14 protein-coding genes are annotated in these 14666 nt (G+C 71.6%); 13 read left to right on the top strand and 1 reads right to left on the bottom strand.

Translation table 11 applies throughout. The features are described 5' to 3' along the window. Positions 1 to 4 precede the first annotated feature (4 nt). The 4 genes from ACZ6R6_RS36880 (at position 5) to ACZ6R6_RS36865 (ending at position 5017) form a co-directional block, all read left to right on the top strand. Positions 5 to 2542: a chitinase C-terminal domain-containing protein gene (locus ACZ6R6_RS36880; protein WP_470101373.1), complete on the top strand. Its 2538-nt coding sequence runs from the start codon at positions 5 to 7 to the stop codon at positions 2540 to 2542. A gap of 120 nt (positions 2543 to 2662) precedes the next feature. Further along, entirely contained in the window at positions 2663 to 3382 is a 720-nt protein-coding gene (locus ACZ6R6_RS36875) for a GNAT family N-acetyltransferase (RefSeq protein ID WP_470101369.1), read from the top strand. A gap of 25 nt (positions 3383 to 3407) precedes the next feature. Beyond that, on the top strand, positions 3408 to 3989 hold the full coding sequence (locus ACZ6R6_RS36870; protein WP_470101367.1) for a copper resistance CopC family protein: 582 nt from the start codon (positions 3408 to 3410) through the stop codon (positions 3987 to 3989). Beyond that, positions 3986 to 5017, top strand: coding sequence for a copper resistance D family protein (locus tag ACZ6R6_RS36865; protein ID WP_470101365.1), 1032 nt, complete (start codon positions 3986 to 3988; stop codon positions 5015 to 5017). Before ACZ6R6_RS36870 ends, ACZ6R6_RS36865 begins: the two co-directional genes overlap by 4 nt. Here ACZ6R6_RS36865 and ACZ6R6_RS36860 read toward each other — a convergent pair. Continuing rightward, a complete protein-coding gene (locus tag ACZ6R6_RS36860) occupies positions 4975 to 6132 on the bottom strand; it encodes a hypothetical protein (RefSeq protein ID WP_470101364.1) in 1158 nt (385 codons plus the stop codon). The two genes, ACZ6R6_RS36865 and ACZ6R6_RS36860, sit on opposite strands and share 43 nt — an antisense overlap. A gap of 109 nt (positions 6133 to 6241) precedes the next feature. On the opposite strand from ACZ6R6_RS36860, the gene ACZ6R6_RS36855 reads away from it, so the two are divergent. The 9 genes from ACZ6R6_RS36855 to gvpO all read left to right on the top strand — a co-directional run bounded on the left by ACZ6R6_RS36855 (position 6242) and on the right by gvpO (position 14663). Next, positions 6242 to 6763 carry a GNAT family N-acetyltransferase gene (locus tag ACZ6R6_RS36855; RefSeq protein ID WP_470101362.1) on the top strand — a complete coding sequence of 174 codons (522 nt, stop codon included), beginning with the start codon at positions 6242 to 6244 and terminating at the stop codon, positions 6761 to 6763. Between the two features lie 64 nt (positions 6764 to 6827). Next, on the top strand, positions 6828 to 9446 hold the full coding sequence (locus tag ACZ6R6_RS36850; protein ID WP_470101360.1) for a CocE/NonD family hydrolase: 2619 nt from the start codon (positions 6828 to 6830) through the stop codon (positions 9444 to 9446). Beyond that, positions 9443 to 10354, top strand: coding sequence for an ABC transporter permease (locus tag ACZ6R6_RS36845; RefSeq protein ID WP_470101358.1), 912 nt, complete (start codon positions 9443 to 9445; stop codon positions 10352 to 10354). Before ACZ6R6_RS36850 ends, ACZ6R6_RS36845 begins: the two co-directional genes overlap by 4 nt. A 333-nt stretch (positions 10355 to 10687) precedes the next feature. Beyond that, positions 10688 to 11332 carry a hypothetical protein gene (locus ACZ6R6_RS36840; RefSeq protein ID WP_470101356.1) on the top strand — a complete coding sequence of 215 codons (645 nt, stop codon included), beginning with the start codon at positions 10688 to 10690 and terminating at the stop codon, positions 11330 to 11332. Positions 11333 to 11338: 6 nt separating this feature from the next. Then, the gene (locus ACZ6R6_RS36835; RefSeq protein WP_470101354.1) at positions 11339 to 12682 is read left to right on the top strand and encodes an SRPBCC family protein; all 1344 of its coding nucleotides are present in this window, start codon (positions 11339 to 11341) and stop codon (positions 12680 to 12682) included. A 41-nt stretch (positions 12683 to 12723) separates the two neighbouring features. Then, positions 12724 to 13137, top strand: coding sequence for a gas vesicle protein GvpJ (gene gvpJ, locus ACZ6R6_RS36830; protein WP_470101352.1), 414 nt, complete (start codon positions 12724 to 12726; stop codon positions 13135 to 13137). Between the two features lies 1 nt (position 13138). Further along, positions 13139 to 13951 (top strand): GvpL/GvpF family gas vesicle protein, encoded by an 813-nt coding sequence (locus ACZ6R6_RS36825; RefSeq protein ID WP_470101351.1) that lies wholly within the window; start codon positions 13139 to 13141, stop codon positions 13949 to 13951. Between the two features lie 3 nt (positions 13952 to 13954). Then, positions 13955 to 14227 (top strand): gas vesicle protein GvpG, encoded by a 273-nt coding sequence (locus tag ACZ6R6_RS36820; protein WP_470101350.1) that lies wholly within the window; start codon positions 13955 to 13957, stop codon positions 14225 to 14227. 4 nt (positions 14228 to 14231) lie between these two features. Beyond that, positions 14232 to 14663: a gas vesicle protein GvpO gene (gene gvpO / locus ACZ6R6_RS36815; RefSeq protein WP_470101348.1), complete on the top strand. Its 432-nt coding sequence runs from the start codon at positions 14232 to 14234 to the stop codon at positions 14661 to 14663. The last annotated feature ends 3 nt before the right edge of the window (positions 14664 to 14666 follow it).

Below are 14666 nucleotides of genomic sequence, written 5' to 3'. Positions count from 1 at the left end.
TCCCATGTCCGCACGCCTACGCGCCGGCCTCGCGGCGGCCGGCGCGTCACTCGCCCTGATCGCGGGCGCGCTCGCCGGCACGGCCGGCGCCGCCGCCGGCGACGAGTCCTGCCGCCCGGACGGCCTCTACACCACACCCGGCCTCGACGTGCCCTTCTGCCAGGTCTACGACGAGGCCGGCCGCGAGAAGATGGGGGCCGACCACCCCCGCCGCATCATCGGCTACTTCACCGGATGGCGGACCGGCAAGAACGGTCAGCCCTCCTACCTGGCCAAGGACATCCCGTGGGGCAAGATCACCCACATCAACTACGCGTTCGCGCACGTCGGCCCGGACAACAGGATCTCGGTCGGCGCCGACGGCCCGGACAACGCGGCCACCGGCATGGAGTGGCCGGGGATCGACACCCCCGACCCCGCCCTGCCGTACAAGGGCCACTTCAACCTGCTGAACAAGTACAAGAAGGCCAACCCGGACGCCAAGACGCTGATCAGCGTCGGCGGCTGGGCCGAGACCGGCGGCTACCTCGACGGCTCCGGCAACCGCCAGCCCTCCGGCGGCTTCTACACGATGACGACGAACGCCGACGGCTCGGTCAACACCGCCGGGATCAACGCCTTCGCCGACTCCTCGGTGGCCTTCGTCAGGAAGTACGGCTTCAACGGCGTCGACCTCGACTACGAGTATCCGACCTCGATGAAGGACGCGGGCCACCCGCTGGACTGGCAGGTCGCCAACGCCCGCCGCGCGTCGCTGATGAAGAACTACGCGGTCCTGATGAAGACCATGCGCGACAGGCTCAACGCCGCCTCGGCCGCCGACGGCAAGTACTACATGCTGACGGTCGCCGCCCCGTCGTCCGGCTACCTGCTGCGCGGCATGGAGACCTTCCAGGTCACCCAGTACCTGGACTACGTCAACATCATGTCCTACGACCTGCACGGCGCGTGGAACGAGTTCGTCGGCCCCAACGCCGCGCTCTACGACGACGGCAAGGACGCCGAGCTCGCCAGGTGGAACGTCTACAACACCGAGGCGTACGGCGGGATCGGCTACCTCAACACCGACTGGGCCTACCACTACTTCCGCGGCGCGGTGCAGGCCGGCCGGATCAACATCGGCGTGCCGTACTACACCCGCGGCTGGCGCAACGTCACCGGCGGCGTCAACGGCCTGTGGGGCACGGCCAAGAGCACCAGCGGCTGCCCGACCGGCCTGACCACCTGCGGCGACGGCGCGCGCGGCATCGACAACCTCTGGCACGACGAGGAGAACAACACCGAGGTCAGCGGCGGCGGCAACCCGCTGTGGCACGCCAGGAACCTCCAGGACGGCCGCACCGGCTCCTACGGGCCCGCCTACGGCCTGGACCCGGCCGACCCCGAGGACAGGCTCACCGGCGCCTACACCCGCAACTACGACTCCACCCTGGTGGCGCCGTGGCTGTGGAACTCCGCCAAGAAGGTCTTCCTGTCCACCGAGGACGAGCAGTCCATCGGCGTCAAGACCGGCTACGTCAAGGACCGGGGCATCGGCGGCCTGATGATCTGGGAGCTCGCCGGCGACTACGACTGGGACGCGGCCAAGGGTGAGTGGTTCATGGGCGACACGCTCACCAGCCAGGTGTACGAGGCGTTCAGGAGCGCCACGCCGTACGGCGCCACCCGCGCCAAGGTGAACGTGCCCGCCGAGAAGCTCGACGTGAGCGTGGAGATCGGCGGCTTCCCGGTCGGCGACAGCAACTACCCGATCACCGGCAAGCTGAAGATCACCAACAGGTCGGCCACGGCGATCCCCGGCGGCGCGGAGTTCCAGTGGGACTACGCCAGCTCGGCCCCGAAGAACGCCAAGGACCAGTCCGGCTACGGCGTCACCGTGATCAGCAGCGAGCACGGCGCGGGAAACAACGTCGGCGGCCTGAAGGGCGACTTCAACCGGATCTCCTTCAAGCTGCGCGCCAACGAGCCGCTGGCCCCCGGCGCCTCGCTGAACATGGATTACGTCTACTACCTGCCCGCTCCGGCGCCGGCGAACTTCACCGTGAGCTTCGGCGGCAGGACCTACGGCCTGACCGCCGACAACGCCCGCGGCGGCGTGATCGTCAACCCGACCCCCACGACCGGCCCGGGGGGCGACTGCGCCGCCCCCGCGTGGTCGGCCACCCAGGTCTACGGCGGCGGCAACAAGGTCTCCCACAAGGGCAGGCAGTGGGAGGCCAGGTGGTGGACCCAGAACAACGAGCCGGGCACCAACGACGTCTGGAAGGACCTCGGGGCCTGCGCCACCCCCTCCCCCACGGTGAGCGCCACCCCGACGGTCACCCCGACGCCGACGCCGACGGTCACCCCCACCGTGACTCCCACCCCGACGCCGACCGTCACCCCCACCGGGGCCTACCCCGCCTGGAAGGCGGGCACGGCCTACACCACCGGCAACCGGGTCTCCTACTCCGGCGCCGATTACGAGTGCCGCCAGCCCCACACGGCCTACGCGGGCTGGGAGCCCTCGAACGTCCCCGCCCTCTGGCTGCGCCTGAGCTGAGTCCCGCCCCCGACCCCGCCGGACGTGCCGGCGCCCGGCCGCGACCCCGGTCCCGCGGCCGGGCGCCGGCGCCGGAAATCGAGCCGCCTGCGGCCCAGCCCCCGCTGTAAATTGTCCGGCATGTCGGCACGGAAAGATCACCGGCCACGGATCCTCCTGGAGACCGAGCGGCTGGTGCTGCGCCGGTTCACCGAGGGTGACGCGGACAACCTGTTCGAGCTCGACGGCGACCCCGAGGTCATGCGCTTCCTCAACGGGGGCAGGCCGACCACTCTGGAGGCGATCCGGAGCGGGACCCTGGCGCGGTTCCTGGACTGTCACGCGCGGTTCACCGATCTCGGCTTCTGGGCCGCCGAGGAGAGGTCCACCGGGGAGTTCCTCGGCTGGTTCGAGTTCCGGCCGCTGAGGGACGACGACCTCGGGGAGGTCGAGGTCGGCTACCGGCTGCGCAGGTCGGCCTGGGGCCGGGGCTACGGCACCGAAGGGACGTGCGCGCTGATCCGCAAGGGTTTCACCGAGCTCGGCGTGCGGCGCGTGGTCGCCTTCACGATGACGGTCAACACCGCCTCCCGGCGTGTGATGGAGAAGGCGGGCCTGACGCTGGTGCGGACCTTCCACCAGTCGTGGCCGGAGGCCATCGACGGCTCCGAGCACGGCGAGGTCGAATACGCGCTGCACAGGGCCGACTGGGAGCGCCGGGAGATCTCCGGGCGGGCCCGCCGCCAGGACTCCCGCGCCCGCACGGACGCGGGCCCGTCCGCTCCCCCGGGCCGCCAGACCGTCCCGGGCGGCTCGATTGTCCGGGCGGAAGGCAGTGATGGGACCATGTCCGGGTCATGAAAAACCCAACGGAAGGCCCTCATCGGTGAGGCGGCTACTCACGGTCCTGCTGTTCGCCGGCGCCGCGCTGCTCGGCGTGGTCACCCCGGCCCAGGCCCACAACGTGCTGATCGGCAGCGACCCCAAGGACGGCGCCCAGTTCGCCACCGGCCCGGAGAAGGTCACACTCACCTTCGACCAGCCGGTGCGGCAGGGCTTCGCGCAGATCAGCGTGACCGGTCCCGACGGGAGCCGCTGGGAGGACGGCAAGTCCGCCGTCGACAGCCAGAAGGTCAGCGTCGCGGTCAGACCCCTGGGCCCGGCCGGACAGTACGTCGTGGGTTACCGCATCCTCTCCTCCGACGGCCACCCGGTGGCCGGCAAGGTGACCTTCACCCTGACCGCCGCGGGAGCGGGCACCGCCGCCCAGCCCGCCCCCGTCCCCTCGGCCGCCGCGCCGCAGGCCGCCGCCTCCCAGGCCCCCGACCTGAGCGCCCAGGCCGCCGAGGCCGCGCAGAACGGCGGGGCCGGGATGGCCGTGCTGTGGATCGCCGGCGCCCTCGTCCTGCTGGGCGGGGCCACCGTCGTGGCGCTGCGCCGTACGAGGGAGCAGGGGGCCGGGCGATGACCGCGACCGTCGAGAGCGCCCCCGAGGCGGGCACGGTCAGGAGGCTGGTGGCCGGGGGGCTCGTCTCGGGGGCCGTGCTGGCCGTGCTGGCCGCGACGGCCTTCAGCGCCCAGGAGGCGGTGCCGGGGATCGCGATGCCCGGCCCCCTGGTGGAGTACGGCCTGCCGGTGCTGCGGGTGCTGCTGGACCTGGCCGCGGTGGCCGTGGTCGGGCTGAGCCTGCTGCCCAGGCTGCTCGGCTTCGACGATCCGGAGCGGACCGAGCCGGTGATGCGCCGGGCCCGGCCGCTGGCGGTGACGTTCGCGTGGGCCTGGGCGGTGCTGGCGCTGGTCGTCATCGTCTTCCAGACCGCCCAGCTCAACCCCGGCCTGGTGCCGACCCCGGGAATGATCGCCGAATACGTCGACAGCGTCGGCGCGGGCCAGGGGATGCTCTTCAGCGCCGCCTGCGCGCTCGCCTACGCCGGGATCGGGCTGCTGGCGGTCCGCTTCGGCGAGAAGGTCCCGGCCGAGCTGCGGATCGTGATCGCCTTCTTCGGGCTGCTGCCGATCCCGGTCACCGGCCACGCGGTCGACTCGGTCTGGCACGACCCCATCATGATCTCGATGGAGCTGCACGTGATGGGCTCGGCCGCCTGGACCGGCGGGCTGCTCATGATCGTCACGCTGGTCGCCGGGGACCGTGAGCTGCTGGCGCGGGTCCTGCCGAGGTTCTCCAGGCTGGCGACCCTGGCACTGCTCCTGGTCGGCGTCTCCGGGCTGGTGAACGGCCTGGCCACGATGGCCCTCACGCAGGGGGTGGAGCTGCCCGGCGCGGTGTTCACCAGCGACTACGGGCTGCTCGTGGTGGCCAAGACCGCGTGTGTGGCGCTGCTGGTCCCCTTCGCCGCCCACATCCGCTTCCGCCTGCTGCCGCGCATCGCGCAGCGGCAGGGGACGGCGGTCGTCGCGTGGGCGGCGGCGGAGATCACCGTGATGGGCCTGGCCTACGGCATCGCGGTGGCGCTGACCACGGCCTCCATGTCCTGAGACCGGAGCCTGTGACGGGTGGAGGCCCATTCGAGGCCCAGCCACAGGGCGGCGAGCAGGAGACCGCCGATCAGCATGGTCATGGGAGACACCAGGGGCGGGGTGTAGTAGGCCCCGCTCTGGAGGCGGAGCGCCTGGTCGACGAGGACGGTGACGCCGAGCGAGCCGACCAGCGCCCGCACCACCGGGGTCCGGATCACGAACGCCAGGTCGACGGCGAGCGCCCCGGCGATCAGGAAGACCGGCACCGACGAGCGCGGGAAGTCCGCGATCGCCAGGAGCGGCCAGATCAGGGCCCGGTAGGTGAGATAGACGCCGATCACGGCGGTGGCCGAGAACATCCGGCCGATCATCGCGCGGGCGGCGACCAGGACGATCATCGCGGCGACCGCGGCGTAGAGCGGATACACCTGGTCGGGCACCGGCAGCGAGAAGTTGACCACCATCTGCCGGTCCACCGCGCGGCCCATCTGGTCGGCGGCGAACTGCAGCAGGATGGGCTCGGCCTCCGGCTGCCCCCGGTCCCAGGCGGCGATCCCGAACACGCCGTACTCCTGGTGCTGCGCCGGGAACCAGACGTTCTCGAACAGGAACACGAAGAGCCCGCCGAGCACCATCGTCCGCATCCGCCCGGAGGCCGCGCCCATGAACCAGCCGCGGATCACCCCGCAGATCATCAGGAACGTGCCGATGTAGAGCATCATGTGGGACGGGCTCCACGAGGTGATGTCGAGCCCGTTGATCCGGTGGTTGATCAGGTCCAGCGGCACCGCGGTCAGGAAGATCCCGGTGCCCCAGCCGACGAGGCGCTGCGCCGTCCTGTCCACGCCGTAACCGGTGTAGAGGTGAATGATCGTGAGCACCAGCGCGATGGCCGTGCCGACGCTGTTGAGCAGGTGCGGCGGCGCCAGGTCGTCACGGAGCCACTTGAAGTGCCAGGAGACGTCCCACGAGGCGCCCAGCACCTTGAAGGAGAAGGCCACCAGCCATCCGAGATACAGCAGCCGGAACAGCTCCTCCGGCGTCTGGCGGCCGGCCTTCCCCCTGGTCCACAGGGGCAGGGCCCACTCGACGGCCGGGGTGACTCTTCGTTTGAGGCTCTCGACTGACTTCACGCGTCGAAATGATGCCTGGCCTTTACCTTGGTCCGCAATCGGGGACATCCCTGAGGCATCGTCCGAGCATCGGCATGAGCGGACCTTCATGTCTGGATAATTGCCTGATATGGGAGCTTTTGTGCGGGACGGTGGGCCGGACGACGCCCTGGATGTCATGCGCATCAGGACGGAGACCTGGAAGACCGCCTACAAGGGACTGCTTCCGCAGGACTTCCTCGACGCGCTGCGGATCGAGCCCCGCGCGGTCGAGCTGCGGCGGGGCAGGCTCGCCGTCGGCGCCGAGCACCTCGTGATCGGCGAGGCGGGTGGCGGGGCCGCCGGTTTCAGCCTGTTCGGGCCCGCGCGCGGCGAGGGGCTCACCGGCGGGGAGGTCTACGCGCTCTACGTGCTCAGCGGGCACTGGTCGACCGGACTGGGCCTGGCCATGATGGAACGGTCCGTGACGCGGCTGCGGGACATGGGGCACGCGGAGGCGGGGCTCTGGGTGCTGGAGGGCAACGTCCGCGCCCGCAGGTTCTACGAGCGCTTCGGGTTCACCCTCTCCGGGCGGGCCCAGGACGTGGCGGGCCTGCCGTTCTCCGCCCCCGAGGTGCACTACCGGCTCCCCCTCGCCCCCGCGGGCGTCTGATGCCGCGCCGACGGCCGCCGGACCGTCTCAGGTCTCTCTCAGCTCTCCTCAGTAAGCTCGCGACATGAAACTTGCGGGGAGAACGACCACCTGGGTCGCGGTGGTCGCCGTGCTGGCCGCCGGCGTCGCGGCCTGGCTGCTGTGGCCGTCCGCGCCGCCGGTGCGGGCCCAGGACCACAGGATCGAGGTGCTCGACGGCCCGCGGGACGACCAGCGGGTCACCCTCGACGCGAGTTTCTTCCCGCCCGCCGGCGGCGGCAAGGCTCCGGCGGTGCTGCTCGCGCACGGCTTCGGCGGCAGCAAGCAGAGCGTCCGTGACGCGGCGGTGCGGCTGGCCCAGGAGGGCTACGCCGTGCTGACCTGGTCGGCGCGGGGCTTCGGCCGCTCCACCGGGCAGATCGCGCTCAACTCTCCCGACTACGAGGTCAAGGACGTCCGCCAGCTCGTCGACTGGGTGGCCAGGCGGCCCGAGGTCCGGCTCGACGCGGCCGGCGATCCGCGGGTGGGGATCGCCGGCGGCTCCTACGGCGGGGCCATCGCGCTGATGGCCGCCGCGCACGACGGCAGGATCGACGCGATCGTCCCGCAGGTCACCTGGCACGACCTCGCCGACGCGCTGTTCCCGGACGCCACCGGCCAGGGGCCGGCCAACGGCGTGTTCAAGCGGATGTGGGCGGGGCTGTTCTTCAGCCGGGGCGGTCCGGCGCCGGAGGCCGGGCCGGCGGTGCCGGGCGGCGCCGCCCGGCCCGCCCCGGCCCTGCCGGCCGGCCCGCCGCCGACCGCGCAGGAGGTCCGGTGCGGCCGGTTCCTGCCGGAGATCTGCGACATGTACCAGCAGGTGGCCGAGAGCGGCCGGGCGACCCAGACCGCGATCGACACCCTGCGCAGGTCCAGTCCGGTCTCCGTACCCGGCAAGATCAAGATCCCGACGCTGCTGCTGCAGGGGCAGCGCGACTCGCTGTTCCCCCTGGGTCAGGCGGACGCCAACGCCAGAGCCGTCGCCGCGACGGGCGCCCCGGTCGCCGTCGCCTGGTTCGACGGCGGTCACGACGGCGGCAACGGCGAGGTCGACTGGCTCCATGAGCGGACCCTCGGCTGGTTCGACCGCTATCTGAGCGAGAGCGCCGGCGCGCAGGCGGCCGGCAGCCCGTTCACCGTCACCCGCGACGGCGGCCGGGACCCGGGCACCCGCCGCCCGGTCCAGCTGCACGCCACCGCGGACGCCTATCCCGGCCTGTCCGGCAGCGGCCGGACCTCGGTGCCGCTCAGCGGTCCCGAGCAGCGGGTGGCCAACCCGCCGGGCGGGTCCCCCGCCTCGATCTCCGCCGTCCCCGGTTTCGGCGGCCTCACCAGTGGTGTCGGCAACCTGAGCGTGTCCGTCGACATGGCCGGCCAGAGCGCCGGCTTCGACTCCGCCCCGCTCACCGCCCCGCTCCAGGTGACCGGCAGCTCCACCGTGCGGGTGAAGGTGGCCTCGGAGGCCGGGGAGAGCCCCGGCGGTGGCGCGGACCAGGAGGGGCGGCAGGCCGGCCCGGGTGAGGTGACGCTGTTCGCCAAGCTCTACGACGTGGCGGGGGACGCCCAGGCGCCGCTCCTGCCCGAGGGGCTCGCCGCCCCGGTCAGGATCCCGCTGTCCGAGGGCGGCACCGGGGAGGCCACGGTCACCCTGCCCGCCATCGACCACCGCTTCGACGTCGGGCACCGGCTGCGCGTCGCCTTCACCACCACCGACCTCGGCTACAGCACGCCGGCCGCCCCGGCCGTCTACAGGGTCGGCCTGGCCGAGCCGTCGGTGACCGTCCCGACGGACACCGCGCTGCGGACCCCCTCCGCCGCTCCCGCCTGGTGGACCTGGGCGCTGCCGCTGGCCTCCCTCGTCGTCGCCGCGGCCCTGCTGCTGGCCGGGCGCCGGCGCGGCCGGGACGACCACGACCCGGCCCTGGCCGCCGTCCCGCTGCGGATCAGCGGCCTGACCAAGGCCTACAGCAACGGCGAGCTGGCCGTGAACGACCTGTCCTTCACGGTCGAGCACGGTCAGGTGCTCGGCCTGCTCGGGCCCAACGGCGCGGGCAAGACCACCACCATGCGGATGCTGATGGGCCTGATCCACCCCGACGCGGGCGAGATCCGGATCTTCGGCCACCGGGTCGCCCCCGGCGCCCCGGTCCTGTCCCGGCTGGGCTCCTTCGTCGAGGGCCCCGGCTTCCTGCCGCACCTGACCGGCCGGGCCAACCTGGAGCTCTACTGGAAGGCGACGGGCCGGCCCGCCGAGGACGCCCACTTCGCCGAGGCCCTGGAGATCGCCGGGCTCGGCGGCGCGCTGGAGCGCGCCGTGCGGACCTACTCCCAGGGCATGCGCCAGCGCCTGGCCATCGCCCAGGCCATGCTGGGCCTGCCCGACCTGCTGGTCCTCGACGAGCCCACCAACGGTCTCGACCCGCCCCAGATCCGTGAGATGCGCGAGGTCCTGATCGCCTACGCCGCGCGGGGCCGTACCGTCATCGTCTCCAGCCACCTGCTCGCCGAGGTGGAGCAGACCTGCAGCCACGTGGTGGTCATGCACCGCGGGCGCCTCATCACCGCCGGCCCGGTGAGTGACCTGCTGCGCAGCCGTACCACGTCCAACGGCTCGGGCACCCGCCTGGAGGACGTGTTCCTGGACCTGATCGGAGAAAACGCATGAGCGGCGCCAACGGCTCCGGTACGGCTCTCGCCGGCGGTCCGGCGGGCACCGGCTCCCCGGGGAACGGCTCGGCGGGCGGATACCTGCCCCGGCACACCCTGCCGCTCGCGGTGGAGGTGGTCCGCCAGTTCAAACGGCGCCGCACGCTGGTCATGTTCGGCCTGCTGCTGGCGCTGCCGTGGGTCCTGGTGGTCGCGTTCAAGGTCGGCGCCGGCTCCGGCCAGCCGGGCAACACCTTGCGCATCTCCGACCTGGCGACCGAGGGCGGCCTGAACTTCGCCGCGTTCGCGCTGTCGGTGTCGGCGAGCTTCCTGCTGGTCGTCGCGGTGGCGCTGTTCTGCGGCGACACGGTGGCCAGCGAGGCGAGCTGGTCCTCGCTGCGCTACCTGCTGGCCGCCCCGATCCCCCGCGACCGGCTGCTGCGGCAGAAGCTGGTCGTCGCGATGGGCTACTCGGCGGCGGCGGTGATCTGCCTGCCGCTGATGGCGTTGCTGGCCGGGACCCTCGCCTTCGGCTGGAACGACGTCCGGGTGCCGGGCACCGGCGAGACCATCGCCGCGCTGGAAGTGCTGCCCCGCTTCGGCATCGTGATCGTCTACGCCCTGATCAGCCAGTTCGTGGTGGCGGCGGTGGCCTTCCTGCTGTCGGTCGGCACCGACTCCCCGCTCGGCGCGGTGGGCGGGGCGGTCGGCCTGGTGATCGTGAGCAACATCCTGCAGGCGGTGGAGGCGCTCGGCTGGCTGCGGGAGTTCCTGCCGACGTTCTGGAACACGGCCTGGATGGACGCCCTCGCACCGCAGCCCGACTACAGCGGCATGATCAAGGGTGTGGCGATCTCGGTCACCTACTCGGCCGTCCTGGTCGCGTTCGCCTTCCGCAGGTTCCGGTGGAAGGATGTCGTTTCTTAGCGCTTCAGTGCCATTTCACGATTCCGGCGCATTCGCGCCGAGCATTTGGTCACGGACCGGCTGTCGACATAGCGATCTGAGCACCTTTCTACAGGGTTAACTATGTCCGGTTTTTACCTATATGAGTTTCTTTATCACGTTCCAGGGTAGGAAACAGCCGACCCGGAAGCGAGACGCTTCCGCCACGTTCAAAGCGGCAGGCGTCAGCCCTTCCGACGTCTTCCCTCCCATCCGACCGGCCGGTCCACACGGGCGGACGGATCCCAAGACGGAGTGATCGATTGGGGAGTGGTGATCGTGAAATGCGGAGCACAGATAGCCCTGGCCGTCGGTGTGGGCTACCTGCTCGGGCGGCATCACAAGTTGCGGATGGCCGTCGCCCTGGCTCTGGCCGGCGCGACCGGCCGGCTCGGCGCGGGCGGGAGCGACCTGCTGCAGCAGGCCCTGAAGACGCTTGGAGCCGCACCGGAGCTGGAAAAGATCGTCGACAGCGTCCGGGGTGAGCTGATGGAGGTAGGCAAGGCCGCCGCCAAGGCCGCCGCGAGCAAGCAGGTCGACTCGTTGACCTCCAAGCTCCACGAACGCGCGGAGTCGCTCCGAGGCCAGGGCAAGGGCGGCGAAGAGGAGCCCGAGGAAGAGCCCGAGGAAGAAGAGGAGCCCCCTCGCGGGCGCCGCGCCGCCGGCCGCCGTCCAGGCGGCAGATCCCGCGCCGATCGCGAAGAGCCGGAACCGGAGGACGAGGAAGAGGAAGAGGAAGAGGACGAAGAGGAGCCTGAGGAAGAAGAAGAAGAGCCGGCACCCGCCCGCGGGCGCCGTGCCTCCGGCGGTCGCTCGGCCGGCAGGTCCCGCGGCGAGCCCGAGGAGGAGCCTGAAGAGGAGCCCGAAGAGGAAGAGGAGCCACCGGCGAGGCGCCGCGGCGGCGCGCGGCGCACCCAGACGGCCACCCGCGAGCGGCCGGTCCGCCGGGCCCGAGGGTGAGGTCCCATGACCGAGCAACCGAAGGACGCCCAGTCTGAGCAGGACACCAGGCCGGCGCTGCCCATAGAGCAGCTCACCCAGGAACTGCGCAACCTCGCCGAGGCTCTCGGGGAGCGGATTCTGTCGTCCGCGACCGACAAGATCGGCGGGCTGACCGAACGGCTGACCGACTACGCCCAGGGCGGCGGCGGAGGCGGCGGAGGCGGCGCGTTGAGCCTGCTGGGCTCGGTGGTCGGATCGAAGCACCCCGTGGCCGCCGGGCTCAAGGGAGCGGTGAAGATGGCGGCCGGCGGCCTGATGAACAAGATCACCGGGGGCGGCAAGGGAGGCAAGGGCAAGAAGCTCAAGCTCATCAACATCGTCGAGACGCTCGACGTGGGCGCCCCGCGGCGACTCGTCTACGACCAGTGGACCCAGTTCCAGGACTTCCCCGGCTTCATGAAGAAAGTCGAGGGGGTGGACCAGCAGGACGACCAGAAGACGAACTGGAAGGCGCAGGTCTTCTGGTCTCACCGGACCTGGGAGTCGACGATCGTCGAGCAGGTGCCGGACCAGCGGATCGTCTGGCGTTCCAAGGGGGCCAAGGGCTACGTCGACGGCGCCGTGAGCTTCCACGCGCTCAGCCCCGACATGACCCGGATCCTGGTCGTGTTGGAGTATCACCCGCAGGGCCTGTTCGAGCGCACCGGCAACATCTGGCGCGCGCAAGGTCGCCGGGCCCGCCTGGAGCTCAAGCACTTCCGGCGGCACGTCATGACGCAGACCGTGCTCCACCCCGACGACCTCGAGGGCTGGCGCGGCGAGATCCGCGACAGCAAGGTCGTCAAGGACCACGAGACCGCCCTCAAGGAGGAGCGCGAGCGCGAGGAAGAAGAGGAGCGGGAGGAAGAACCCGGAGCGGGACAGGAGGCCGGCGAGGAACAGCAGCCGGAGGAAGAGGAACAGGCAACGGAGGAGGAAGGGCCGGAAGAAGAGGGGCCCGCCGAGGAAGGCGCAGAAGAAGCGACGGAGGAAGGCGCAGAAGAGGAGCCGGAGGAAGAGCCGGCGCCCAGAAGGCGCCCGGCCCGCCGCCGCGCCGCCCCCGCCGCCGAAGAAGCCGCCCCCGCCGCCGAAGAAGAGGGAGAAGGCGGAGAGGAGGAGCCGGAGGAGGAACCGGCGCCCAGAAGGCGCCCCGCCCGCCGCCGGCCCGCCGCCGCCGAAGAGACGGAGGGCGGAGAGGAGGAAGAGCCGGAGGAGGAACCGGCGCCCAGAAGGCGCCCCGCCCGCCGCCGGCCCGCCGCCGCCGAGGAGACGGAGGAGAGACCTCCTCCGCGGCCCGCCCGCCGACGGACAGGCGCCCGGAGCACATGACCCGGGAGCCGGAAGCGAGCAGCGGACCGAGGAGATAACGGATGACCATCGTGCAGCCTTCAGGAGGCGGAGGAGCCGGCCGCGGGTCCTCGTCGGGACTCGCCGACGTCATCGACACGATCCTGGACAAGGGCCTCGTGATCGACGCGTTCGTCAGGGTCTCCCTCGTCGGCATCGAAATCCTGACGATCGACGCGCGCATCGTCGTGGCCAGCGTCGACACCTACCTGCGTTTCGCCGAGGCCACGAACCGGCTGGATCTCACGCAGACCGGAGGAAAGGGACTGCCGGAAGTCGTGCAGGACATGACGCAGGGCGTGAGCAGTTCCAAGAGCAGGGGGGTCGCCCAGGGGATGCTGGAGGCGGCCTCGGAGAAGCTCCAGGACTTCCTCGGCGCGCCCGAAGAGGAAGAGGAGCCGGCGCCTCGCCGGCGGCGACGGCGAGAGGAGGGGTGAGATGGCCGGGCCTACCGAGAAGACAGGGACCGCCGGGTCCGAGGAGACCGCCCGGCACGGGCGGGTCGGCAATTCCTACGTCTACGGCGTCGTGCCGGCGGACGTCGAGCTGGCCCCCGAGGCCCGCGGCGTGGGCGATCCACCCCAGCGGATCAAGCTGATACGGCACGGCGAGGTCGCCGCCCTGGTGAGCGACATCGTCCTGGACCGTCCGCTGGGCAGGCCCGACGACCTGATGGCCCATCAGCGGCTGCTGGACGACACGGCGGCCGAGGTGCCCGTGCTCCCGTTCCGGTTCGGGGCGGTGTTGACCGGCCCGGAAGCGGTCGTCGAGGAGCTGCTGGACCCCAACCACGACGCGTTCGTCACCGCGTTGAAGGAGCTTGAGGGGCGGGCGGAGTACGTCGTCAAGGGCCGCTACGTCGAGCGGGTGGTGATCGGGGAGGTTCTCGCGGAGAACCCGGAGGCCGAGCGGCTGCGTGAGGAGATCCGCGGCCGTCCGGAGGAGGCGACCTGGGACGCGCGGATCCAGCTCGGGCAGATGATCGGCGAGGCGGTCGCGGCCAAGCGCGACGCCGACACGGCCGTGCTGGTCGAGGCCCTCGCCCCGCGGTGCGTCGCCGTCGCCGTGCGCGAGCCGACCCACGAGCAGGACGCCGCGCACGTGGCCGTCCTGGTGGAGACCGACCGGCAGCCCGAGTTCGAGGAGGTCCTGGACGGGCTGGGCGAGCGGTGGGCGGGCCGGGTCGACCTGCGCCTGCTCGGCCCGATGGCACCGTACGACTTCGTCACGACGCGGGGACAGGGGGAATGACGGATGGACCTGTTCAGCCTGACCTTCGGCCTGCCCTTCGCCCCGATCCGTGCGCTCATCAAGATCGGAGAGATGCTGCAGGAACAGGCCGAGCTCGAAATGCGGCACCCGGCCGCGGTCCGGCGCAGGCTGGAGGAGGTCGAGGAGGCCAGGCTCTCCGGCCAGATCTCCGAGGAGGAGGCGGCCCAGGCGACGACGGAGATCCTCGAACAGATGGTGACCCAGCCGGACCTGCCCGGCATGACCGTGCCGGGCCGAGGCGGAGAGGGGGAATGATCCCGTGCCTGTCAGGCGCAGTTCCCACGACAGGCGCGCGGACGCCTCCGACGACTTCTACGAGGAGGACGAGCGTCTCGACGAGGACCAGGACGAGGAGGACGACGCCTTCGACGACGAGGACTTCGACGAGGACGAGCCGGTGGAGGAGGCTCCGGACACCCGCCGGCGGCCGCGCGGCCTCACCGCGGCGACCGCCGGCCGGGCCGGACTGCGCCACATCGCCGACCTGACCGGGAAGGCTCCCGAGGGCGTCACCTTCGTGCAGCCGGGGGAGAACGGCTGGCGGGTCGGGGTCGAGGTCGTCGAGGACCGCCGCATCCCCTCCTCCGGCGACATCCTGGCGCTCTACGAGGCCGAGATGGACCGGGAAGGCAACCTTCTCTCCTACCGCAGGACGCGCCGCTACAAGCGCGGCAGAGGCGACGACGGTTAGGCG

It is taken from the genome of Streptosporangium sp. NPDC048886 (assembly GCF_055586905.1).
Note: the sequence above shows the minus strand (reverse complement) of the source record. Positions and strands in the feature narration are given on the sequence as shown.

Bases quoted from the DNA above. Each gene is read 5' to 3' on its own strand.
- ACZ6R6_RS36835 (WP_470101354.1), top strand. From the start codon at position 11,339: ATGACCGAGCAACCGAAGGACGCCCAGTCTGAGCAGGACACCAGGCCG.
- ACZ6R6_RS36865 (WP_470101365.1), top strand. From the start codon at position 3,986: ATGACCGCGACCGTCGAGAGCGCCCCCGAGGCGGGCACGGTCAGGAGG.
- ACZ6R6_RS36875 (WP_470101369.1), top strand. From the start codon at position 2,663: ATGTCGGCACGGAAAGATCACCGGCCACGGATCCTCCTGGAGACCGAG.
- ACZ6R6_RS36855 (WP_470101362.1), top strand. From the start codon at position 6,242: ATGGGAGCTTTTGTGCGGGACGGTGGGCCGGACGACGCCCTGGATGTC.
- ACZ6R6_RS36845 (WP_470101358.1), top strand. From the start codon at position 9,443: ATGAGCGGCGCCAACGGCTCCGGTACGGCTCTCGCCGGCGGTCCGGCG.
- ACZ6R6_RS36850 (WP_470101360.1), top strand. From the start codon at position 6,828: ATGAAACTTGCGGGGAGAACGACCACCTGGGTCGCGGTGGTCGCCGTG.
- ACZ6R6_RS36820 (WP_470101350.1), top strand. From the start codon at position 13,955: ATGGACCTGTTCAGCCTGACCTTCGGCCTGCCCTTCGCCCCGATCCGT.
- ACZ6R6_RS36825 (WP_470101351.1), top strand. From the start codon at position 13,139: ATGGCCGGGCCTACCGAGAAGACAGGGACCGCCGGGTCCGAGGAGACC.
- ACZ6R6_RS36880 (WP_470101373.1), top strand. From the start codon at position 5: ATGTCCGCACGCCTACGCGCCGGCCTCGCGGCGGCCGGCGCGTCACTC.
- gvpJ (WP_470101352.1), top strand. From the start codon at position 12,724: ATGACCATCGTGCAGCCTTCAGGAGGCGGAGGAGCCGGCCGCGGGTCC.